Annotated in this window: 19 protein-coding genes, 1 tRNA gene and 1 pseudogene; 16 read left to right on the top strand and 5 right to left on the bottom strand. The window is 33.9% G+C overall.

Annotated features, from left to right (window positions below):
- Nucleotides 1–168: 168 nt before the first annotated feature.
- From ACZZZT_RS24705 to ACZZZT_RS24695, 3 genes are all read left to right on the top strand, one after another.
- Nucleotides 169–239 (top strand) — tRNA-Gln (locus ACZZZT_RS24705).
- A gap of 701 nt (nt 240–940) precedes the next feature.
- On the top strand, nt 941–1,117 hold the full coding sequence (locus tag ACZZZT_RS24700; protein WP_463462277.1) for a hypothetical protein: 177 nt from the start codon (nt 941–943) through the stop codon (nt 1,115–1,117).
- Between the two features lie 429 nt (nt 1,118–1,546).
- Entirely contained in the window at nt 1,547–1,744 is a 198-nt protein-coding gene (locus ACZZZT_RS24695) for a hypothetical protein (protein ID WP_302094591.1), read from the top strand.
- A 213-nt stretch (nt 1,745–1,957) separates the two neighbouring features.
- Here the strand turns inward: ACZZZT_RS24695 and ACZZZT_RS24690 are convergent, their stop codons facing one another.
- From ACZZZT_RS24690 to ACZZZT_RS24680, 3 genes and pseudogenes are all read right to left on the bottom strand, one after another.
- On the bottom strand, nt 1,958–2,350 hold the full coding sequence (locus tag ACZZZT_RS24690) for a helix-turn-helix domain-containing protein (RefSeq protein ID WP_463462500.1): 393 nt from the start codon (nt 2,348–2,350) through the stop codon (nt 1,958–1,960).
- Nucleotides 2,351–2,763: pseudogene (locus ACZZZT_RS24685) on the bottom strand (AraC family transcriptional regulator); the annotation flags it as partial. It lies immediately after the preceding gene.
- A 67-nt stretch (nt 2,764–2,830) separates the two neighbouring features.
- Nucleotides 2,831–4,246 (bottom strand): aldehyde dehydrogenase family protein, encoded by a 1,416-nt coding sequence (locus ACZZZT_RS24680; protein WP_463462276.1) that lies wholly within the window; start codon nt 4,244–4,246, stop codon nt 2,831–2,833.
- 281 nt (nt 4,247–4,527) lie between these two features.
- Here ACZZZT_RS24680 and ACZZZT_RS24675 point away from each other — a divergent pair, with 281 nt between their 5' ends.
- A complete protein-coding gene (locus ACZZZT_RS24675) occupies nt 4,528–4,659 on the top strand; it encodes a hypothetical protein (RefSeq protein WP_463462275.1) in 132 nt (43 codons plus the stop codon).
- A gap of 99 nt (nt 4,660–4,758) precedes the next feature.
- Here ACZZZT_RS24675 and ACZZZT_RS24670 read toward each other — a convergent pair whose 3' ends face one another.
- Nucleotides 4,759–5,583, bottom strand: a complete 825-nt coding sequence (locus ACZZZT_RS24670) for a universal stress protein (protein WP_302094595.1) — start codon at nt 5,581–5,583, stop codon at nt 4,759–4,761.
- A 173-nt stretch (nt 5,584–5,756) separates the two neighbouring features.
- Here ACZZZT_RS24670 and rimP point away from each other — a divergent pair, with 173 nt between their 5' ends.
- The 4 genes from rimP to infB all read left to right on the top strand — a co-directional run bounded on the left by rimP (nt 5,757) and on the right by infB (nt 10,432).
- Nucleotides 5,757–6,221, top strand: a complete 465-nt coding sequence (gene rimP, locus ACZZZT_RS24665; RefSeq protein ID WP_073394998.1) for a ribosome assembly cofactor RimP — start codon at nt 5,757–5,759, stop codon at nt 6,219–6,221.
- Between the two features lie 13 nt (nt 6,222–6,234).
- Nucleotides 6,235–7,488 (top strand): transcription termination factor NusA, encoded by a 1,254-nt coding sequence (gene nusA, locus ACZZZT_RS24660; RefSeq protein ID WP_042566274.1) that lies wholly within the window; start codon nt 6,235–6,237, stop codon nt 7,486–7,488.
- A gap of 59 nt (nt 7,489–7,547) precedes the next feature.
- Nucleotides 7,548–7,874 carry a hypothetical protein gene (locus ACZZZT_RS24655; protein WP_463462274.1) on the top strand — a complete coding sequence of 109 codons (327 nt, stop codon included), beginning with the start codon at nt 7,548–7,550 and terminating at the stop codon, nt 7,872–7,874.
- A gap of 149 nt (nt 7,875–8,023) precedes the next feature.
- Nucleotides 8,024–10,432: a translation initiation factor IF-2 gene (infB, locus tag ACZZZT_RS24650; RefSeq protein ID WP_463462273.1), complete on the top strand. Its 2,409-nt coding sequence runs from the start codon at nt 8,024–8,026 to the stop codon at nt 10,430–10,432.
- Nucleotides 10,433–10,604: 172 nt separating this feature from the next.
- Here infB and ACZZZT_RS24645 read toward each other — a convergent pair whose 3' ends face one another.
- The gene (locus ACZZZT_RS24645; RefSeq protein ID WP_463462272.1) at nt 10,605–10,949 is read right to left on the bottom strand and encodes an SPOR domain-containing protein; all 345 of its coding nucleotides are present in this window, start codon (nt 10,947–10,949) and stop codon (nt 10,605–10,607) included.
- A 262-nt stretch (nt 10,950–11,211) separates the two neighbouring features.
- Here ACZZZT_RS24645 and ACZZZT_RS24640 point away from each other — a divergent pair, with 262 nt between their 5' ends.
- The 8 genes from ACZZZT_RS24640 to ACZZZT_RS24605 are packed head-to-tail and all read left to right on the top strand — an operon-like array spanning nt 11,212 to nt 22,616.
- The gene (locus tag ACZZZT_RS24640; RefSeq protein ID WP_302094601.1) at nt 11,212–12,546 is read left to right on the top strand and encodes a c-type cytochrome; all 1,335 of its coding nucleotides are present in this window, start codon (nt 11,212–11,214) and stop codon (nt 12,544–12,546) included.
- 32 nt (nt 12,547–12,578) lie between these two features.
- Nucleotides 12,579–15,638, top strand: a complete 3,060-nt coding sequence (locus tag ACZZZT_RS24635; RefSeq protein ID WP_302094602.1) for a TAT-variant-translocated molybdopterin oxidoreductase — start codon at nt 12,579–12,581, stop codon at nt 15,636–15,638.
- Nucleotides 15,639–15,671: 33 nt separating this feature from the next.
- Nucleotides 15,672–17,072 carry an NrfD/PsrC family molybdoenzyme membrane anchor subunit gene (nrfD, locus tag ACZZZT_RS24630; RefSeq protein ID WP_042566279.1) on the top strand — a complete coding sequence of 467 codons (1,401 nt, stop codon included), beginning with the start codon at nt 15,672–15,674 and terminating at the stop codon, nt 17,070–17,072.
- Entirely contained in the window at nt 17,065–17,589 is a 525-nt protein-coding gene (locus ACZZZT_RS24625) for a DUF3341 domain-containing protein (RefSeq protein WP_042566280.1), read from the top strand. Before nrfD ends, ACZZZT_RS24625 begins: the two co-directional genes overlap by 8 nt.
- Nucleotides 17,590–17,597: 8 nt before the next feature.
- Nucleotides 17,598–18,143 carry a c-type cytochrome gene (locus tag ACZZZT_RS24620; RefSeq protein WP_042566281.1) on the top strand — a complete coding sequence of 182 codons (546 nt, stop codon included), beginning with the start codon at nt 17,598–17,600 and terminating at the stop codon, nt 18,141–18,143.
- 27 nt (nt 18,144–18,170) lie between these two features.
- The gene (locus ACZZZT_RS24615; RefSeq protein WP_042566282.1) at nt 18,171–19,565 is read left to right on the top strand and encodes a cation-translocating P-type ATPase; all 1,395 of its coding nucleotides are present in this window, start codon (nt 18,171–18,173) and stop codon (nt 19,563–19,565) included.
- A 19-nt stretch (nt 19,566–19,584) separates the two neighbouring features.
- Nucleotides 19,585–20,778 (top strand): cytochrome c oxidase subunit II, encoded by a 1,194-nt coding sequence (locus ACZZZT_RS24610; RefSeq protein WP_463462271.1) that lies wholly within the window; start codon nt 19,585–19,587, stop codon nt 20,776–20,778.
- A gap of 32 nt (nt 20,779–20,810) precedes the next feature.
- Complete coding sequence (locus ACZZZT_RS24605) at nt 20,811–22,616, top strand: cytochrome c oxidase subunit I (protein WP_042566284.1); 1,806 nt, start codon at nt 20,811–20,813, stop codon at nt 22,614–22,616.
- The last annotated feature ends 147 nt before the right edge of the window (nt 22,617–22,763 follow it).

Genomic DNA, 22,763 nt, shown 5'->3' with positions numbered 1-22,763 from the left:
ATTTTTACAGGAGAGAGAAATTTTTTATAGAAAAAAAATAATTTTCTCTTTTTATTTAATCTTTCCTTGTGTTTGGATTTTTATAAAAAAAAATGTTTACGGTTATTTTATAAAAAGTTTGCGTAAACTAAAAATTAAATTAAATTTGCACTCGCTTAACCGCACTGCTGGTCTATGGTGTAATGGTAACACAACTGTTTTTGGTGCAGTCTTTCAAGGTTCGAGTCCTTGTAGACCAACATAAAAGCCTCTCAATTGAGAGGCTTTTTTTATGGAATAAAGTGAAAGAGAGAAATTCCAATTTTCCAAATTCCAAATTCCAATTTTGAGATCAATCCGTACCAATCCCAAAACCTGTGGGGTAAAAAAAATAAGGATATTTAATCTATTCAGAAGTTAATTATACATCACTTGTAAACAAAATTGAAAAATTGGTCAATAAACTAAAGTTTATCTTTTGCTTGATTATACTTCGGATCAATAATAATTTTTGCCTTCTTTAATTGTGTTTTATAAACAGCAGAATTTTTATTTTGAAAATAACAGCATTTTATAAAACCGTATAGCAGCGTTTTACGTATAAAAATATAGCAAAAAAATACGATAGCATTTTTGTTTAATTAAATAGTAATAGATTAAATCGAAAACTGTAATTAAAGCAAACGATATTCTATATTCTTAAGAATACTTTTTGTAGACAAAATGGATTAGAATAAATCAATATACTAAGATTTCTTCTATTGGTCACACTTCGGATCAGTAAGTTTTTTGCACTTCTTTAAATTGTGTTTTCATAACCATAAAATTTATTTTTAGTTAAAAATTTAATTTTATTAATATTAACTATTTGATTATCAATATTTTATATATATTTGATCTAGCAAAAAATACTGCAGTACATTTTTGTTTTTACTAAATAATAATTATAAAAATTCAAATTATGGACAATTTAAAAAAATTCAAATTTACGAAGTTAGATTCTTCTGAAATGAAACAAGTAAAAGGAGGTGGTGTTGTCGAGGATACTGTTGCGGCTGCCAGTAGAATTGTGAATTCAACGGGATTGGTCAAAACGCTTAATAACTTGCTAACATCGCTTTTAGGTAGTGGTGGTTAAGAAATTGGAGAATAGTATTTAAATTCTTTAAAGCTCATTTGTAAAGAAAGACTGAAAATGAGAAATTCACATTTCTCATTTTTTTTATATTATATAGAGCGGTCTGCTGCAAAATATAGTAATGATTGTTTTGAGATCAATCCCAAAACCTGAGAAATTACAAGAATAAAACAAACAATATTCTATACTTTGAAGATAAGAATACCTGTTTTTAAACAAAATTGATTAGAATATATTTCGGATTGATATGATTTTTTTTATACTTATTTAATTGTGTCTCATAACTAAATAATATAGTTTTTATCTAAAAATAATATTTTTGTAATTTAAAATATTGATTATCAGTATTTTATGTATATTTGGTTTAACAAAGAAATACTGCAGTGCATTTTTGTTTTTGATTAAATAGTAATTCTAAAAATTAAAATTATGAACGATTTAAAAAAAATGAATTTTACGGAGTTAGATTCTTCTGAAATGAAACAAGTGCAAGGGGGCGGCTTGGTCCGTCGTTTAGTTAAAAAATCTGATGTCTTAGGGACAGTGTGGATTGCTGCTAATTCTCTTGATGATGTTGTTGATATTGGAAGTGATGGTGTTGAAATTTTAGATATCAAAGTGCTTTAAAGAAAGACTGAAAATGAGAAGCTTAGGCGTCTCATTTTTATTATATAACAGTTATTGAAAAAATATAAATAGTAATGATTGTTTTAGTACACCCTCTTCAAATGCGAATGAAGTGTGTTTTGCAAATACAGAACGCAAAGAAAAAAAGCGCAAAGTTAGAAAGCCATATTAAATACTTTGTGTATGTCTTAATGCTTTTTGATGTCAAAATATCTATTTTGTAAATAAGGAAGAGGGAACTATTCCAAATTTCTTTTTAAATGAAAATGAAAAATGAGATAGATCTTCAAAACCAACACCAATGTAAACTTCTGATGGAGGATTTCCTTGCTTGATTAAATAATAAGCTTCCTGAAGTCTTTTGTTTAATAACCATTTTCCGGGCGTTTGCTGAAAGACTTTTTCAAAATCTCTTTTGAAAGTAGCTAGGCTTCTGCCGGTTAAATAAGCAAAACGATTTAAGTGTACATTAAAATGAAAGTTTTTATTCATAAAGGCTTCCAGATCTATTTTTCCGGGTTCGGTAAAATCAAACAGAATGTTTTTTAATTCAGGATTTACTTTGATTAAAAGATGAATGGCTTCTTTTATTTTTAGTTTAAACAAAGCTTCGTTGTTTTCCTGTTCAACTTCAAGATAAGAAATTAGTGATTCTATGAATGATTTGTACAGCGGATCAGGATCTAGCGGAATGATAGATTCTGAATGTGCTTTTTTTGAATTGTGATGTTGTATTCGCTGCTTACTTCGCGTAAAACTTCCTGATCTAAAAAAAGTGATATCGATTTGAATTCGCCTCCCTCGGGCGGAATTTTTATGAATTTGGCTAAGTGATTTCTTTTGCTAAGGCGAAAATCACCAGGTTTAGAATGATAGGTGTTTTTGCTGTCAGAAGCGATTATTTCTCCGGAAACCTGATAACTAAAAACATGTTCGGGAATAAAATGTTCACCTTCTCGACTGCGCGCAAAATAACAGGAATATAGTATTTTGGGTTTTGTATTTGTAATTGCTGCCATAATGTAAAGTTAGTAAAAGATCTGAAAATCTATTTATGAAGATTTTCAGATCCTTGTATTTAGGGATTTATCGAATTAAGGCTTTTGGTTCAAGATAAGCTTCAAGTCCAATTGTGCCAAATTCCCTGCCAATTCCAGATTGTTTAAATCCGCCAAAAGGCGCCATGGGATCATGTTTAATTCCGTTTATTTGCACACGTCCTGCATTAATTTGAGAAGCTACGTTATGTGCTCTTTTTTCGTCAGAAGAGCTTATATAGGCTTGTAATCCGTAAGTGGTGTCGTTTGCAATGTTAATGGCTTCTTCTTCTGTTTGGTAAGTAATGATTGATAAAACCGGGCCGAATATTTCTTCTTGCGCAATACGCATGTTATTTTTTACATTTACAAATATAGTTGGTTTAACAAAATTGCCGTTTTCTAATCCTTCAGGTTTTCCCAAACCGCCAATTAAAATTTCGGCACCTTCATTAATTCCTATTTGAATATAATTTTGAACTCGTTCATATTGTTTTCTACTAACCATTGGGCCCACTGTAGTAGTTGTGTTTTTTGGGTCGCCAACAATGATGTTTTGAGTGCTATTTTTAATCAGTGATTTAACTTCTTCCAGTTTGTCTTCAGGCACCAATAATCTTGTACCTGCAATACACGCTTGTCCGCTGTTCATATACGCGGCGGCTATTGCACGCGGAATTGCTTCTGAAAAATTAGCGTCATTCAGAATAATATTAGGTGATTTCCCACCAAGTTCTAATGTAACACGTTTCATGTTGTTAACGGCTTCTTTTGCAATAATTTTCCCAACAGTTGTAGAGCCTGTAAACGAAATTTTGTCAATATCAGGATTACGGCTTATTTCGGCGCCAACAATTTCGCCTAAACCATTAACGATATTAAAAACGCCTTTTGGTAAGCCGGCTTCATGAAGGCATTCTGTGATTAATTGTGTTTGTTGAGCACTCATTTCGCTTGGTTTTATTACTGCCGTACATCCCGCGGCAATTGCTGTTGAGAGTTTGCCGCAGATAAAACCGTTGCTTGAATTCCATGGAATAATAATTCCAACCACGCCAATTGGTGTCATCTGAACTTCAGATTCCCCCATAATTTTATTGAAACTATAAGTGTCTAATAATTGAATTGCCGACTCAAAACTTTTTAGCATATAATCAAAACTGATTGTTGCAAATTGAGATGTTCCTCCGTATTCTTCAATCATTGTGTTAATGAATTCTTCTTTTCTTTTTTCAATAGAAGTTTGGATATTCTGCAAATAGTGAATTCTTTCGGTAACTGTTGTTTTAGAAAAAGTTTCAAAAGCTTTTTTTGCTGCAGCGACTGCATCTTGGGTATCTTTTTGATTTCCTAAAAGAACTTTTCCTAGTTTTTCATTTGTGGTTGGGCTAATAAGGTCAAAATATTCTGTTCCTTGCGGAGTTACAAACTCTCCATTAATGTAAATCTTGTCTATTGTTTTCATGGTATATTTTTTTATGAATTTTATTAGACAAAGATCCGGATTAAGAACACTGTTTGCTTTGTTGTAAAGCTCAAATAAACTTTGTTATAAAGCTCATAAAAAAAGTTTTTATGAAGAGTAATTATGCCGAAATGTAAAATAAGATCAAAAAATTTCAAATAAGTAAGTATTTTTTTATTATAAACAACTATGTATTAGTATTTTACATATATTTGATGTGGCAAAAAAATACTGCAGTGCATTTTTGTTTTAACTAAATAGTAATTCTAAAAATTAAAATTATGGATACTTTAAAAAAGTTTGAGTTTGAAGAGTTAAAACCTTCTGAAATGAAAGAAGTCCAAGGGGGAAACTGGCTTGATGATGTTCTAAAGATAGTAGATGCTCTACTTCCTGTCCTTGGTCCAAAATAATACCGTAACATAAAGAATGGTATTAAAATTCTTTAAGTTTAATTATTATAAAAAAAGCTTCTCAATTGAGAAGCTTTTGTGTTTATGGTGTTTTGTTATTTAAATTTTAAATGTTATTACGGGTTTAACAGCGTGATTTACTAAACCTTCGCTAATGCTTCCATTAAAGAAGTGTGCAAAGCCGGTTCTTCCATGTGTGCACATTCCGATGATATCGGCATTTATGCTGTTAGAAAAATTGATAATTCCTTTTTCTATATTCGTGTCGTTGTAAATGTGTGTTGAGTAATTTGTAAGGTTGAATTCTGAAGTAAATTCCTTTATTGCTTGTTCTATAACATGGGTCGGTTTAAAACTGTTTGGTGTACAAATAGTTACCAGGTGTATTTTTGAATCGAAAAATTTAGTAATATTCAACAGTTTTTCAAATGGTTTTTTAGTTTCGTCTGTAAAATCTGAGGCGAAAACAATATTTGAAGCATTAAAGTTTTTTATGTCTTTTTTGATAACCAAAACCGGGATTTCAGAATTACGAACCACTTTTTCAGTATTAGAACCAATCAGTAATTCCTCGATTCCAGAAGAACCGTGTGATCCCATAATGATTAAGTCAACATCGTAATCTTTGCTTATTTGAGTGATGCCGTGAATTGGTTTGTCCATTTTTACAATTTCGGTAACGGGAATTCCGTCCAGATATGGCCTTGATGAAATTTCGTCAAGTGTTTCGTTTGCTTTTTTCATAAAAAGCATCGTTTCCGGAATGCTCACACCGCCCAAAATTGCATCATTCATTTGATGGGGTAACTCAAGCATGTGTAAAATGATAATTTCAGAATCGTTTTTTTTGGCAATCTGTGCGGCGACTTTTAAAGCGTCTTCAGCATGTTCTGAAAAATCTGTAGGTACTAGAATTCGTTTCATAACTTTTAGGGTTAAATAAGGTGAAATTCTTTATTTTTAATGCTTCTATAAAGATAAGAAATATTTTAGAGCAATGTATTTATTTTGATTTATAAAAAAACACTATATTTGCACCGTTATTTATTAAAATCTAAATAATGAGGGGACTAAGTGTCCCCTCTTTTTATAAAATTATGACATTTAAAGAAAAAGTAAACGAACTAATTACAGAGGCTCTTCTGGAAAAGCCGTCAATCTTTTTGATTGATCTTGCTATTTCGGATTCTTTCAAAATTAGTGTAGGTTTAGATGGGGATAATGGAGTGGCGTTGCAGGATTGTATCGATATTAGTCGCGCAATCGAGAATAATCTGGATCGTGAAGAGCAGGATTTTTCGCTTGAAGTAGCATCTGTTGGAGTAGGATCGCCTTTGAAAATGACAAGACAATACAAGAAAAATGTAGGTAGAACGTTGATTGTTACTACAAAAACTGAAAAAATTGAAGCAGAATTAGTAGAAGCTAACGATGTTTTTATAATTTTGTCTTGGAAAGCAAGAGAACCGAAAAAAGTAGGAAAAGGAAAAGAAACAGTTCAAAAAGAGCAACAAATACCTTATACAGAAATTAAAGAGGCAATTGTTACAGTAACATTTTAATTAAAGAATTCGCATGGAAAATTTAGCATTAATCGATTCATTCTCAGAGTTTAAAGATAATAAACTTATTGATCGTGTAACGCTTATGGCAATTTTAGAGGACGTGTTTAGAAATGCATTGAAGAAAAAATACGGTTCTGATGACAACTTCGACATTATTATAAATCCTGATAAAGGAGATATGGAGATATGGAGAAGAAGAGTAATCGTTGCTGACGAAGATCTTGATTTTGAGAACGAAGAAATTACCTTGACTGAAGCAAGAATGATTGAAGCGGATTTTGAAATTGGTGAAGAAGTTTCTGAAGAAGTTAAATTGATCGATTTAGGAAGAAGAGCTATTTTGGCATTGCGTCAAAACTTAATATCTAAAATTCACGAACACGATAATACAAATCTTTACAAGCAATTTAAAGATATTATCGGTGATATTTATACTGCTGAAGTACACCACGTGCGTCCTAGAGTAGTTATCTTGGTTGATGATGAAGGAAACGAAATTGTGCTTCCGAAAGAAAAACAAATCCCATCTGACTTTTTCCGTAAAGGAGATAACGTTCGTGGAATTATTGAAAGCGTTGAATTAAAAGGAAATAAACCTCAAATTATCATGTCAAGAACTTCTGAAAAGTTCTTAGAAAAATTATTTGAACAAGAAATTCCTGAGGTATTCGACGGTTTAATTACGGTTAAAAATGTAGTGCGTATTCCTGGTGAAAAAGCAAAAGTAGCGGTAGATTCTTATGACGATAGAATCGATCCTGTTGGAGCTTGCGTAGGTATGAAAGGATCTCGTATTCACGGAATTGTTCGTGAATTAGGAAACGAAAATATCGACGTAATCAACTATACAAGCAATATTCAATTGTTTATTACGAGAGCATTAAGCCCTGCAAAAGTTTCTTCAATCAAAATTGATGAAGAAAACAAAAGAGCTGAAGTTTTCTTAAAACTAGAAGAAGTTTCTAAAGCAATTGGTAGAGGAGGTCACAATATTAAATTAGCAGGTCAGCTAACAGGTTACGAGTTAGATGTTATTCGTGAAGGAGATGTTGCAGGTGCAACGGCTGATGAAGACGATGTTGAATTAACAGAGTTTTCAGACGAAATCGAAGGCTGGGTAATTGAAGAATTTGCTAAAATAGGTTTAGATACTGCAAAAAGTATCTTAAAGCAAGAAGTAGAAGATTTAGTAAGAAGAACGGATTTAGAAGAGGAAACTATTCTTGATGTTATGAAAATACTAAAAGAAGAGTTTGATAGCTAAGAGTTAGCTGAGTATCTGCTCTAACAACACAACGAAAAAGGTAATAATAAAAAGGTTATATGTCTGAAGAGAGAGTAATAAGAATAAACAAGGTTTTAAGGGAATTAAATATTTCGTTAGAAAGAGCTGTTGATTATCTAAAAGATAAGGGAATTGCTATTGATGCAAATCCAAATGCGAAAATTTCTGATAGCGAATTTAATATCCTACAAAGCCAATTTGCGGGCGATAAGGGGAATAAGGAAGCTTCTAAAGAGGTAGGAGAAGAAAAAGAAAAGAAAAAGAAGCATTACGTGTTGAGCGTGAGAAAGAAATTGAAGACAAACGCAGACAGGACGAAGAGCGCCAAAAACAACAAGAGATTATCAAAGCGAGAGCTGTTGTAACAGGGCCTGTTCAAGTTGGTAAAATAGATTTAAATCCAAAGAAACCTGCAGTTGTTTCTACACCACCTGTTGAGGAACCGGCTAAAGTCGAAGAACCAAAGGCAGTTGTTACTCCAACTCAACCAGAAAAACCTGTTCAAAAAGAAATTGTGCAGCCTGAGCCACCTGTTGTAGCTCCTGTAGTTTCTGAAGAGAAAAAGGTTGAAAAACCTATTATTACAGAGAAAAAAGAAGTAAAAGCTGAAACTCCTAAAGTAGCACCAGAACCTGTTGTTTCAACAGATCCTGCAACAGCTGAGGAGACTATCACTACTCAATATCAAAAATTATCAGGAACTACTCTTACTGGGCAAACAATTGATTTATCTCAATTTAACAAGCCTAAGAAAAAGAAAGAAGATCCTAAGATAACACCAAATAAACCGGGTGCTCCGGGAGCTGGAAATAACGCTAACAAAAATAAGCGTAAAAGAATTGCTCCTAAGCCTGGAACTCCGGGTGCGCCAAAACCAGCAACTGGTAATGCGCCGGGAACACCAAATCCTAATAAAATTACTCCAAACACTGGTGGTGGAGGTTTTAATGCAAACAGAAGTGCAAGACCTGGTTTTGTAAAAGGAAACCGTCCGGCTATTGTTGCTAAAGTTGAGCCAACTGAAGAGGAAGTAAAAAACCAAATTAGAGAAACTCTTGAAAAACTTCAGGGTAAAGGTGGAAAATCAAAAGCAGCTAAATACAGAAGAGATAAAAGAGAAACGCACCGTCAGAAATCTGATGATGAGCAAAGAGCACTTGACGAAGGAAGTAAAACTATTAAAGTTACTGAATTTGTTACTGTAGGTGAAATTGCAATTATGATGGATGTGCCGATTACAAAAGTAATTGGAACTTGTATGTCTCTTGGTATCATGGTAACCATGAACCAACGTCTAGATGCTGAAACTTTAACTATTGTAGCTGATGAATTTGGTTATGAAGTTGAATTCATTACTGTTGATATCGAAGAAGCTATTGAGGTAGTTGCAGATAAAGAAGAAGATTTAGTTGTTAGAGCGCCAATCGTTACTGTAATGGGTCACGTCGATCACGGTAAAACATCTTTGCTGGATTATATTCGTAAAGAAAATGTTATTGCAGGTGAGTCTGGAGGAATTACACAACATATTGGAGCTTACGGAGTAACTCTTGATAATGGTCAAAAAATCGCATTCTTAGATACACCAGGTCACGAGGCGTTTACCGCTATGCGTGCACGTGGAGCTCAGGTTACCGATATTGCTATTATCGTTGTAGCTGCGGATGATGATATCATGCCACAAACAAAAGAAGCAATCTCTCATGCACAAGCAGCGGGAGTTCCAATTATATTTGCAATCAATAAAATTGATAAACCAAATGCTAATGTTGAGAAAATCAAAGAGCGTTTGGCTGGTATGAACTTACTTGTTGAAGATTGGGGTGGAAAAATTCAGTCACATGATATTTCTGCAAAAATCGGAACAGGTGTAAAAGAATTATTAGAGAAGGTTTTATTAGAAGCTGAAATACTAGATTTAAAATCTAATCCAAACAAAGCGGCACAAGGAACAGTTGTAGAAGCTTTCTTGGATAAAGGAAAAGGATATGTATCAACAATTTTGGTTCAACACGGAACATTAAAAGTTGGAGATTATATGTTGGCTGGGAAACATCATGGTAAAATTAAAGCCATGCATGATGAAAGAGGGCATATCGTTATAGAAGCAGGTCCTTCGACTCCGGTATCTGTTTTAGGTCTTGATGGTGCGGCAACTGCAGGTGATAAGTTTAACGTTTTTGAAGATGAAAAAGAAGCAAAACAAATTGCATCAAAACGTTCTCAATTAATGCGTGAACAATCTGTACGTACACAACGACATATAACACTTGATGAAATTGGCCGTCGTATCGCTCTTGGTCAGTTTAAAGAATTAAACGTAATCCTTAAAGGAGACGTTGATGGATCTGTTGAAGCATTATCAGATTCGTTCTCTAAACTTTCTACAGAAGAAATTCAAATTAATATTATCCATAAAGGAGTGGGGGCAATTACTGAAACTGATGTTATGTTGGCTTCTGCATCTGATGCGATTATTATTGGATTTAATGTTCGTCCTGCTGGAAATGCACGACAACTTGCAGATAAGGAAGAAATCGACATCCGTTACTATTCTATTATCTATGCAGCTATCGATGACTTGAAAGATGCGATGGAAGGAATGTTGGCTCCTGAAATGAAAGAAGAAATTTTAGGAACCGCTGAAATTCGTGAGATTTTCAAAATTTCTAAAGTTGGATCTATTGCAGGTTGTATGGTGATGGATGGTAAAATTATGAGAACTTCTAAAATTAGAGTTATCAGAGACGGAGTAGTAGTGCATACAGGAGAACTTGTGGCCTTGAAACGTTTTAAAGATGATGTTAAAGAAGTTTCTAAAGGTTACGATTGTGGTATTCAGATTAAAGGTTACAATGACATTGAAGAAAGAGATGTTATTGAAGCGTACCATGAAGTTGCTATCAAGAAAAAACTGAAATAATATTTATTAATATAAAAAGCCTCAATGTAAATTGGGGCTTTTTTTGGTTTTAACCGATCTGTTTTGTTAGATTTATTCAGAAAGTATTATAAGTATTGTTGTTTGTTTTTTGTGATCTTAGGGATAAAAAACACATGGAATAATGGTTTTAAAATTGTTTTTTAAAAATTGCTTATTTGCTTGGCTTGATTAAAAAAACACTTTTGTATTTTTTCTTGATTTCGGCTAAATTACGTTCGGCTTCTATTCTTGTTTTGAAGTTCCCAACAAGAACTTTGTAATTGGGTGTGTTAAAAATTATAGTCCCGTCAATGTTGCTATATTCTCTTTTAAAATCAGTTAAGGTTTTTTTTGCTTCTTCGCTTTTCCCGCTGAATATTTGAATTTTATAAGTATCATTTGTGGTTAACGACGTGTTAATTTTACGCTTGTCATTTAATAATTGATCAAATTTTGGGTCCTGAGTCAATGTTAAATTTTGGTCTTGTGCATTAATGTTATATGCTAAAGTTATCATTGTTAATGTTAAGAAAACTTTTTTGAAGGAGTTAAAATTCTCATAATGTGATGGTTTTTATGCAAAAATAGTATTTAAAGTTTGTATTAAAAATTTTGATATTATTTAGAATTGATATAAATTGATATTTAAGAGTATTTTAAGGTTTTGAGAATAGTTCATAAGTCGTATTTTTGTGCAAGTTTTAAAAGAGGGTATAGATTTTTGCTTAATTAATACAGAAAAAATCATACCAAAAATTAGTAGATAATTATTATACTATATGAAAAAGGTGGGTAACCATAATTCGATCTCAAGAAAATTGCTGCTTAGCTTATCGCTAACGCTTATTTTCTCCCTAACTTCATTTGCTCAAGATGCTGCTGCTCCGGCGGCGCCTGAAGCTGCTGCTCCGGCTGCAACTGCAGGTGGTGATCCAGTAAAAGGGAAGGAACTTTTTAATGCAAATTGCGCTGCATGTCACAAATTAGATGCTAAATCAACAGGTCCTGCTTTACGAGGAGTTGCTGGTAAGCATGATATCGCTTGGATTTACAAGTGGGTGCATAACAGTTCTGACATGATTAAGTCAGGTGATCCTGTGGCAGTAAAGCTTTTTGAAGAAAACAATAAGTCTGTAATGACTTCTTTTCCTCAATTATCTGAAGGTGATATTGATAATATTATCGCTTACACATCTGAAGAAAAAGCTGCGCCAGCTGCTGGTGCTCCTGGAACTGCTGCGTTACCAACTGGTGGGGTACAGGAAGGAAGTGGAATTTCTAACAATATTATTTTAGGTGCTCTTGCTTTGGTAATGGCTATTTTGGTTGTAATGTTGTTCATGGTGAACAAAGTGTTAACTAAAGTTGCTAGTAACAATGGTATTGTAGTTGCTCCTAGAGAGGCTAGAACTCCAATCTGGAAAGCATTTGCTAAAAATCAATTTTTAGTATTAGTGACTTCTATATTTTTACTTTTGGCAAGTGGTTATTTTGTTTATGGCTATTTGATGCAGGTTGGTGTGGATCAAAACTATGAGCCAATTCAGCCGATTCACTATTCACATAAAATTCACGCTGGAGATAACGAGATCAATTGTAAATATTGTCACTCTGCTGCTCGTGTAAGTAAAAATGCAGGTATTCCTTCTTTAAATGTTTGTATGAACTGTCATAAAAACATTTCTGAAGTTGCTGAAACTACTGCAACTGCTGAGCATAGCAAAGCATTTTATGATGGTGAAATCCAGAAGTTATATGATGCTGTTGGTTGGGATAAAACTAAACAAGCTTACACTGGAAAAACTAAACCTGTAAAATGGGTTCGTATTCATAATTTGCCTGATTTTGTATATTTCAATCACTCACAACACGTTTCTGTTGCTGGAGTTGAATGTCAGACTTGTCACGGTCCGGTACAAGAATTTGAAATCATGAAACAATATTCTAAATTAACAATGGGGTGGTGCGTTGATTGCCATAGAAAAACTGATGTTAAGATGGAAGGAAACGCATATTATGATAAAATTCATGCTGAACTTTCTAAAAAATACGGTGTAGAAAAATTGACTGCAGCGCAAATGGGAGGTTTAGAATGCGGTAAATGCCACTATTAATCGAATTATTAAGATTTTAATATTTATATACAATGTCATCAAACAAAAAATACTGGAAAAGTGTTGAAGAACTAGAAAATAGTTCTATTGTTGAGGCGCTTAGAAATAACGAATTTGTTGAAGAAATTCCTACGGATGAATTCTTAGGAAATGCAGATGCTTTAGCTTCATCTGGAACTTCGCGTCGTGACTTTTTAAAGTACGTAGGGTTTAGTACTGCAGCTGTTACACTTGCTGCCTGCGAAGGTCCTGTTCACAAGTCTATCCCTTATGTGTTACAACCGGAACAAATCATTCCAGGTGTTGCAGATTATTATGCAACCACTGTTTTTGATGGTTTTGATTTTGCTAACTTATTAGTGAAAACTCGTGAGGGTCGTCCAATTAAAATTGAAAACAATACTATTTCTGGAGCTAAATTTTCAGCCAATGCGAGAATTCATGCATCTATCTTAGCTTTATATGATAGTATGCGTTTGAAAGAACCTAAATTGGAAGGTAAAAATAGTAGCTGGTCAGCTGTTGATTTAAAAATTAAATCAAGTCTTGCTGATGCAAAAGCAAAAGGAGGACAAGTGGTGTTGTTAACTAATACTTTGGCGAGTCCATCTACTGAAAAATTAATAGCAGAGTTCATCGCTAAAAATCCTAATGCAAAACATGTTGTTTATGATGCGGTTTCTTCATCAGACGCATTGGATGCATTTGAAACTGTATATGGTGAAAGAGCTTTAGTTGATTATGATTTTTCAAAAGCTTCATTAATCGTTTCTGTTGGTGCTGATTTCTTAGGAGACTGGCAAGGTGGTGGATATGATGCTGGATATGCTCAGGGGCGTATTCCTCAAAATGGAAAAATGTCTCGTCATTTTCAGTTTGAATCAAATATGACATTATCTGGAGCTGCTGCTGATAAGCGTGTCCCAATGACAACTGCTGATCAAAAACAAGCTTTAGTTCAAATATATAATATCGTTGCAGGTGCTTCTGTTCCGGTTTCTTTAGAAGCTAAGTACAAAACAGAAGTAGTTAAAGCTGCCCAACAGTTAAGAGCTGCTGGTTCTAAAGGAGTTTTAGTATCTGGAATTGAAGATAAAAATGCTCAATTATTAGTTTTGGCTATCAATCAGGTATTGGCTAGTGAAGCTTATAATACAGCTGGTACAAGACAAATTAGAAAAGGTTCTAATGCGGTTGTATCTCAATTAATAAAAGATATGAATGCTGGAAGTGTTCATACTTTAATCATGAGCGGAATTAATCCTGTTTATACATTAGCTGATTCAGCTTCTTTTGTATCTGGATTGAAAAAAGTAAAAACTTCAGTTGCTTTTTCTTTAAAAGAAGATGAAACTGCATCGATTACTACAATTGCAGCTCCTGCGCCTCATTACTTAGAATCTTGGGGAGATGTTGAAATTACAAAAGGAACTTATGGTTTAACTCAACCAACTATTCGTCCTATATTCAATACAAAACAATTTCAAGACGTTTTATTGTCATTAAACGGAGTTGCCGGAAGTTTCTACGATTATCTTAAAGTTAATTCTGCAGGTATAATTGCTGGTTCTTCTTGGAATAAAGTTCTTCATGACGGTGTTTTTGTAATTGGCTCTAGCGCATTAGCTGCCGGTTCTTTTGACTATTCTGCTGCTGCAAATGCAGTTTCAAAATCAAGATCGACTGGTGACTTTGAATTAGTATTGTATACTAAAACAGGTATGGGAGACGGACAACATGCAAACAACCCATGGTTGCAAGAGTTTCCAGATCCAATTACAAGAGTTTCTTGGGATAACTATGTAACTGTTTCAAATGCAGATGCTAAAAAATTAGGCTTAACGAATGAAATTGTTGCTAACGGAGGTTTAAACGGAAGTTATGCTACAATTACTACCGCTGATGGTTCTAAATTAGAAAATGTACCGGTAATTGTTCAGCCAGGACAAGCTATTGGAACAGTTGGTTTAGCTGTTGGTTATGGTCGTAAAGCGGCTTTGAAAGAAGAAATGCAAGTAGGTTTAAATGCTTACGCTTTATATAAAAACTTTAATAGTGTTCAGTCTGTTTCTATTGCGAAAGCAAATGGAGAGCATGAGTTTGCTTGTGTTCAGGGACAAAAAACATTAATGGGTAGAGGAGATATCATTAAAGAAACTACTTTAGAGATCTTCAATACTAAAGATGCTAAACACTGGAATGAGCAACCAATGGTATCATTAGATCACCAAGAGGTTGAAGCTACAACAGTCGATTTATGGGAATCATTTGATCGTTCTACAGGACATCACTTTAATCTTTCAATTGACTTAAACGCTTGTACAGGATGTGGAGCATGTGTTATTGCTTGTCATGCTGAAAACAACGTCCCTGTTGTTGGTAAGGCGGAAGTTAGAAGAAGCCGTGATATGCACTGGTTGCGTATTGATAGATATTATTCTTCTGAAAGTACTTTTGAAGGTGATAACGAAAGAAAAGAAAATATTGCTGGTTTATCTAGTTCATTATCTACATTTAATGAAATGGAAAAACCTGGGGATAACCCACAAGTTGCTTTCCAGCCAGTAATGTGTCAACACTGTAACCACGCACCGTGTGAAACAGTTTGTCCGGTTGCTGCTACATCTCACGGTCGTCAAGGTCAAAACCATATGGCATACAACAGATGTGTTGGTACTCGTTATTGTGCAAACAACTGTCCTTATAAAGTACGTCGTTTCAACTGGTTCTTGTACAACAAAAACAGTGAATTCGATTACCACATGAATGATGATTTAGGACGTATGGTGTTAAATCCAGACGTAAACGTTCGTTCTCGTGGAGTTATGGAAAAATGTTCATTCTGTATCCAAAGTACACAAGCTGTTATTCTTGAGGCAAAACGTCAAGGTAGAGTTGTGGCAAAAGATGAATTCAACAATGCTTGCGCATGTTCTGCAGCTTGTTCATCTGGAGCAATGGTGTTTGGAGATGTAAATGATAAAGAAAGCGCTGTTGCTAAATTAGCAGAAAGCGAAAGAATGTATCATTTATTAGAGCATGTTGGTACAAAACCAAATGTTTTCTATCACGTAAAAGTTAGAAATACTTAGTAAAATTATTAATAAGAAACAATATAAAGGATTATGTCGTCTCACTACGAAGCACCCATTAGAAAACCTTTAGTTATAGGTGATAAATCATATCACGATGTAACTGTAGATGTAGCCGCACCTGTTGAAGGGCCTGCAAACAAACAATGGTGGATTGTATTTTCAATCGCATTAATAGCCTTCCTTTGGGGGTTAGGTTGTATAATTTACACCGTATCTACCGGTATCGGAACATGGGGATTAAATAAAACAGTTGGTTGGGCTTGGGATATCACAAACTTCGTTTGGTGGGTTGGTATTGGTCACGCTGGAACATTAATTTCTGCGGTATTATTACTTTTCCGTCAACGTTGGAGAATGGCTATTAACCGTTCTGCAGAAGCAATGACTATCTTCTCTGTAGTTCAGGCAGGTTTATTTCCAATTATTCACATGGGGCGTCCATGGTTGGCATACTGGGTTTTACCTATTCCAAATCAATTTGGATCTTTATGGGTAAACTTTAACTCGCCATTACTTTGGGACGTATTTGCAATTTCTACGTATCTTTCGGTATCATTAGTTTTTTGGTGGACTGGTTTATTACCTGACTTTGCAATGCTGCGTGACAGAGCAATAACACCTTTCAATAAAAGAGTATATTCTATCCTAAGTTTTGGGTGGAGTGGTAGAGCGAAAGACTGGCAGCGTTTTGAAGAAGTATCTTTAGTATTAGCAGGTTTGGCTACTCCTCTTGTACTTTCTGTACACACGATTGTATCGATGGACTTTGCTACTTCTGTAATTCCGGGATGGCATACAACAATTTTCCCTCCATACTTCGTTGCTGGAGCGGTATTCTCAGGATTTGCAATGGTAAATACGTTGTTGATCGTTATGAGAAAAGTTTCTAATCTTGAAGCATATATTACATTACAACATATCGAATTGATGAATATCATTATCATGATTACAGGTTCTATTGTTGGTGTTGCATATATCACTGAGTTATTTGTAGCTTGGTACTCAGGTGTAGAGTATGAGCAATATGCTTTCTTAAACAGAGCTACCGGACCTTACTGGTGGGCATATTGGTCGATGATGACTTGTAACGTTTTCTCTCCACAATTTATGTGGTTCAAAAAACTAAGAACAAGTATCATGTTCTCATTTATTATTTCGATTGTAGTAAACATCGGAATGTGGTTTGAAAGATTCGTAATTATTGTTACTTCTTTACATAGAGATTACCTTCCATCTTCTTGGACAATGTTCTCACCAACATTTGTTGATATTGGAATTTTTATTGGAACAATTGGTTTCTTCTTTGTGTTGTTTTTATTATACTCTAGAACATTCCCTGTAATTGCTCAGGCGGAGGTTAAAACAATTTTGAAAGGAACAGGAGATAATTACATTAGAGAAAGAGCAAATAAAGATTCACATCATGAGTAATAAAGTAATATACGCCATTTATAATGACGATGATATTTTGATGGATGCAGTAAAGAAAACAAGAGCTGCTCATCATCATATTGAAGAAGTTTTTACTCCATTCCCAGTTCACGGATTGGATAAAGCTATGGGTTTAGCGCCAACAAGATTAGCAATTTGTTCTTTCTTGTATGGTTGCGTTGGTCTTTCTTTTGCAACATTCATGATGAGTTATATTATGATTCATGACTGGCCGCAAGATATTGGAGGAAAACCAAGTTTTAGTTATATCCAGAATATGCCATCTTTTGTGCCGATTATGTTTGAGTTGACAGTATTTTTTGCTGCCCACTTAATGGTCATTACTTTTTATATGAGAAGTAGGTTATGGCCATTCAAACAGGCAGAAAATCCTGATGTAAGAACAACAGATGACCATTTCTTAATGGAAGTTGCTGTAAACGATAATGAAGCTGAACTAGTTTCTTTTTTCGAAGGTACAGGAGCTGTTGAAGTTAAAGTAATTGAAAAGAATTAATTGTAGCTATGAAAAGGATATATAAAATAACACTTTTAGTTGGTATAACTATTTTAGTTTCATCTTGCCACAATAATTCGGCACCAAACTATCAGTATTTCCCTAATATGTATGAATCTGTAGGTTATGAAACTTATTCAGAGGCAAAAATATTTAAAGGTGGAAAAGAAGGACAGCTTCCTGTAGAAGGAACTATTAATAGAGGTTTCGAACCTTATGAATATGAAAATTCAACAGCAGGTTACGAATTGGCAAAAGCTAATTTAAAATCTCCTTTGGATTCTATTGAAAGAAATTCAGGAAAAGGAAAAGAACTTTTCGAAATTTACTGTATTAGTTGTCATGGTGCAACTGGAAACGGTAAAGGTAAATTGGTGGAGAGAGAAAAATTTCTTGGAGTACCTAGCTATAAAGACAGAGTTATCACTGAAGGAAGTATCTTTCACGTTGAAACTTATGGTTTAAATGCAATGGGTTCACATGCAAATCAATTAAGTGCCCACGAACGTTGGTTAGTTGCTGACTATGTTCTAAAACTAAAAAGCCAATTATAATTGTTGAACAAACTGATCGTAATAGATATGTATACATTTTCAAGTAAATTAAAAACTTTTTCTATCATCCTAATGGCCGTTGGTATATTAGGAATTGGATATGGTTTTTTAACTGCTCCTAAAGATATTCAAGAAGTTGAAAAAATTCTTGCTGCAGATGCTCATGGTTCGCATGGTGTTGCACATGAAGAAACTGCAGAGGCTTCCCATAAAGAAGCGGGACATCATGAAGCTGCGGAAGCTTCACACGAATCACATAAAGATGGTGAACATGCAGAAATTAGTGCTGCCGATGAACATAAAGAACATTTAACACATGTATTGCACCAATTGCAAAATAAGCCTTGGTCTGCATTATATGTAGCTTGTATTTTCTTTTTGTTAATTTCTCTTGGAGTTTTAGCATTTTATGCTATTCAACAAGTGGCTCAGGCAGGTTGGTCTCCGGTTTTATTCAGAGTAATGCAGGGAATTACTGCTTACTTACCTGTAGCTTCAGTAATTTTCTTTTTAATTTTAGTTCTTTGCGGATTACATTTTAATCACATATTTGTATGGTTAGGTGAAGGAGTTACAGATCCTAAAAGTCCAAATTATGATGAAATTATTGCTGGTAAAGCAGGATATTTAAACTTTCCTTTTTGGATTGTTAGAGCGGGTATATTTTTATTAGGATGGAATTTATACCGTCACTATTCAAGAAAAAATTGCTTGGCTCAAGATGAAGCTAACGATGATTTAAATTACAAAAAGAACTTTAAATTATCTGCAGGGTTCTTAGTATTCTTTATCGTATCTGAGTCTATCATGTCCTGGGATTGGATTATGTCTTTTGACCCACACTGGTTCAGTACTTTATTTGGATGGTATGTATTTGCTTCTTTCATTGTAAGCGCTATTACTACTATAGCATTAGTTACTATATATTTAAAATCTAAAGGATATTTAGAATATGTAAATACAAGTCACATACATGATTTAGCGAAATTTATGTTTGGTTTTAGTATTTTCTGGACATACTTATGGTTCTCTCAGTTTATGTTGATCTGGTATGCGAATATACCTGAAGAGGTAACTTATTTTATCACAAGAATTCAATTATATAACTTGCCTTTCTTTGGAGCAGTTGTTATGAATTTTGTTTTCCCATTATTGATTTTAGTTAATACTGACTTTAAACGTTTAAGCTGGGTTATTGTAATGGCTGGTGTTGTTATCTTATTAGGTCACTATGTGGATTTCTTTAATATGGTTATGCCTGGTACAGTTGGAGATAAATGGTTTATTGGAGTTTCTGAAATTGCATCTATTCTTTTCTTCCTGGGATTGTTTATTTTTGTAGTATTTACTGCATTGACTAAAGCTCCTCTGTTAGCAAAAAGAAATCCTTTCATAGAAGAAAGTAAACATTTTCATTATTAATATTTAAAGAAATAAACAGATGACAAGTTTGTTGGTAATTATAGTTTTAGTTTTATTAGCAGTTGCATTATGGCAATTGACCAAGATATTTGATCTTACTCAGGTAGGGTCTTCTTCGGACGATTCTCAGGTTGCATCAGATAATGATAATAATATTCAGGGGTATGTTATGTTTGGCTTCTTGGCATTCATATATATATTTACAATTTACGGTTTACTAAAATGGGGTGGTTTAGCACTTCATACGCCTGCTTCAGAGCATGGACTTTTAGTAGATAATTTAATGAATATTACTTGGGTTTTAATTTTCGTAGTTCAATTTATTACTCAGGGTTTATTATATTGGTTCTCTTTCAAAAACAGAGGTCATAAAGATAAAAAAGCATTATTCTTTGCTGATAGTAATAAATTAGAAGCAATCTGGAGTATAATTCCATCTGTAGTTTTAGCATGTTTAATTCTTTATGGATTGTATGCATGGAACAATATTATGTTTGTTGATAAAGATGAAGATGTAATAGAAATCGAATTATATGCTCAACAATTTAAATGGACTGCAAGATATGCAGGTCAGGATAACGTTTTAGGAAAAGCTAACGTTCGTTTAATCGAAGGTATTAATACTTTGGGTGTTGATATGTCTGATCCGAATGCTCAGGATGATATTATTGTTTCTGAATTGCATATTCCAAAAGGTAAAAAAATTCATTTCAAAATGCGTTCTCAAGACGTATTGCACTCAGCTTATATGCCTCACTTTAGAGCGCAAATGAACTGTGTACCTGGAATGGTTACTGAGTTTGCTTTCATTCCAACTTACACAACTGCTGAATACAGAGAGTTGCCATTTATGGTTGAGAAAGTTTCAAACATAAACAAACTTCGATCTGAAAAAAGCACAGAGTTAGTTGCAAAAGGTGGAACAGCTTTAGATCCTTATACATTTGATTATTTATTATTATGTAATAAAATTTGTGGAGCTTCTCACTACAACATGCAAATGAAAGTTGTTGTTGACACTCCCGAAGATTATAAAAAATGGTTAAGTGAAAAAACTACTTTAGCTCAGGATATTAAAGCGGCAGCTGCTGCAGAAAAACCAGCTGAAGCAGGAACTACTACTACAGATAGTGCTAGTACTATTGCTAAAGATACTGTAAAAGCGGTTATCGATACTGTAAAAGCAGCTGTAGCTAAAGTTGCTATGAAATAATATTTATTTAAGAAAATTTAAAGTACACATATATGTCAGCAGAAGCGCACGATCACGATCACGGACACGATCATCACGAGCACGAACATCATCATAAAGACACGTTCATTACTAAATACATCTTTAGTATTGATCATAAAATGATTGCTAAGCAATACTTGATTACAGGTATTATCATGGGTATTATTGGTATTGCAATGTCCTTGCTTTTCAGAATGCAATTAGCATGGCCAGAGGAGTCTTTTAAAATTTTTAATGTTTTATTAGGAGACAAATTTGCACCAGATGGTGTAATGGCAAATGATATTTATCTGGCTTTAGTAACAATTCACGGTACCATCATGGTATTCTTTGTACTAACGGCTGGTTTGAGTGGAACATTCAGTAACTTACTTATTCCACTTCAAATTGGTGCACGAGATATGGCTTCGGGATTCATGAATATGATTTCATATTGGTTGTTTTTCTTGTCTGCTGTAATAATGTTGTCTTCTTTATTTGTTGAAGCTGGTCCAGCTTCTGCAGGTTGGACAATTTATCCACCATTAAGTGCTTTACCACAAGCTATTCCGGGTTCTGGAACAGGTATGACTTTATGGTTAGTTTCAATGGCTATCTTTATTGCATCTTCTTTAATGGGATCTTTAAATTACATTGTTACTGTAATCAACTTAAGAACTAAAGGAATGTCTATGACTAGACTTCCTCTTACAATCTGGACATTTTTCGTAACAGCTATTATTGGTGTTATTTCGTTTCCAGTATTATTATCAGCTGCATTATTATTAATTTTTGATAGAAGTTTTGGTACTTCATTCTTCTTGTCAGATATCTATATTGCAGGAGAGGTTTTACACTATCAAGGTGGTTCTCCAGTTTTATTCGAACACTTATTCTGGTTTTTAGGTCACCCTGAGGTTTATATTGTAATCTTACCAGCAATGGGACTTGTTTCTGAAATTATGGCTACGAACTCTCGTAAACCAATCTTCGGATACAGAGCGATGATTATGTCTGTTCTTGCAATTGCATTTTTATCAACTATTGTTTGGGGTCACCACATGTTTATTTCAGGTATGAATCCTTTCTTAGGATCTGTATTTACTTTTACAACTTTATTGATTGCAATTCCATCTGCTGTAAAAGCATTTAACTGGATTACAACTTTATGGAAAGGTAACTTACAATTCAACCCTGCAATGTTATTCTCTATCGGGATGGTTTCTACTTTCATTACTGGAGGTTTAACAGGAATCATTTTAGGAGATAGTACTTTAGATATTAACGTTCATGATACTTACTTTGTAATTGCTCACTTTCACTTAGTAATGGGTATCTCTGCACTTTACGGAATGTTTGCTGGTATTTACCACTGGTTCCCTAAAATGTACGGAAGAATGTTGAATAAAAACTTAGGTTATATTCACTTTTGGGTAACAGCAGTTTGTGCTTACGGAGTATTCTTCCCAATGCACTTTATTGGATTAGCTGGTTTACCAAGACGTTATTATACAAACACAAACTTCCCATTATTTGATGATTTACAAAATGTGAATGTTTTAATTACAACATTTGCTCTTGTAGGAGGTGCGTTCCAATTAGTATTCTTGTACAATTTCTTTAGTAGTATTTTCTATGGTAAGAAAGCTGTTCAAAATCCATGGAGATCAACAACATTAGAGTGGACAACTCCAGTAGAACATATTCACGGTAACTGGCCAGGTGAAATTCCTCATGTATACCGTTGGCCGTATGACTACAGTAACCCAAATCATGATGTAGATTTTGTTCCTCAAAATGTACCAATGAAAGAAGGTGAAGAAGTTTTACACCACTAAAAATAATAAAGAAAGGTCATCTGAAAAGATGGCCTTTTTTATTTTGGGCAATTAGTATTTAGCTGAAAATTTCAATTACGGAAATGTTCTCAATTATTGGAGTTGGGAATTTAGATATTAGGATTTGTTTCTGAAGTTCTGAATTAT

The organism is Flavobacterium sp. AC274, assembly GCF_979258275.1.
Note: the sequence above shows the minus strand (reverse complement) of the source record. Positions and strands in the feature narration are given on the sequence as shown.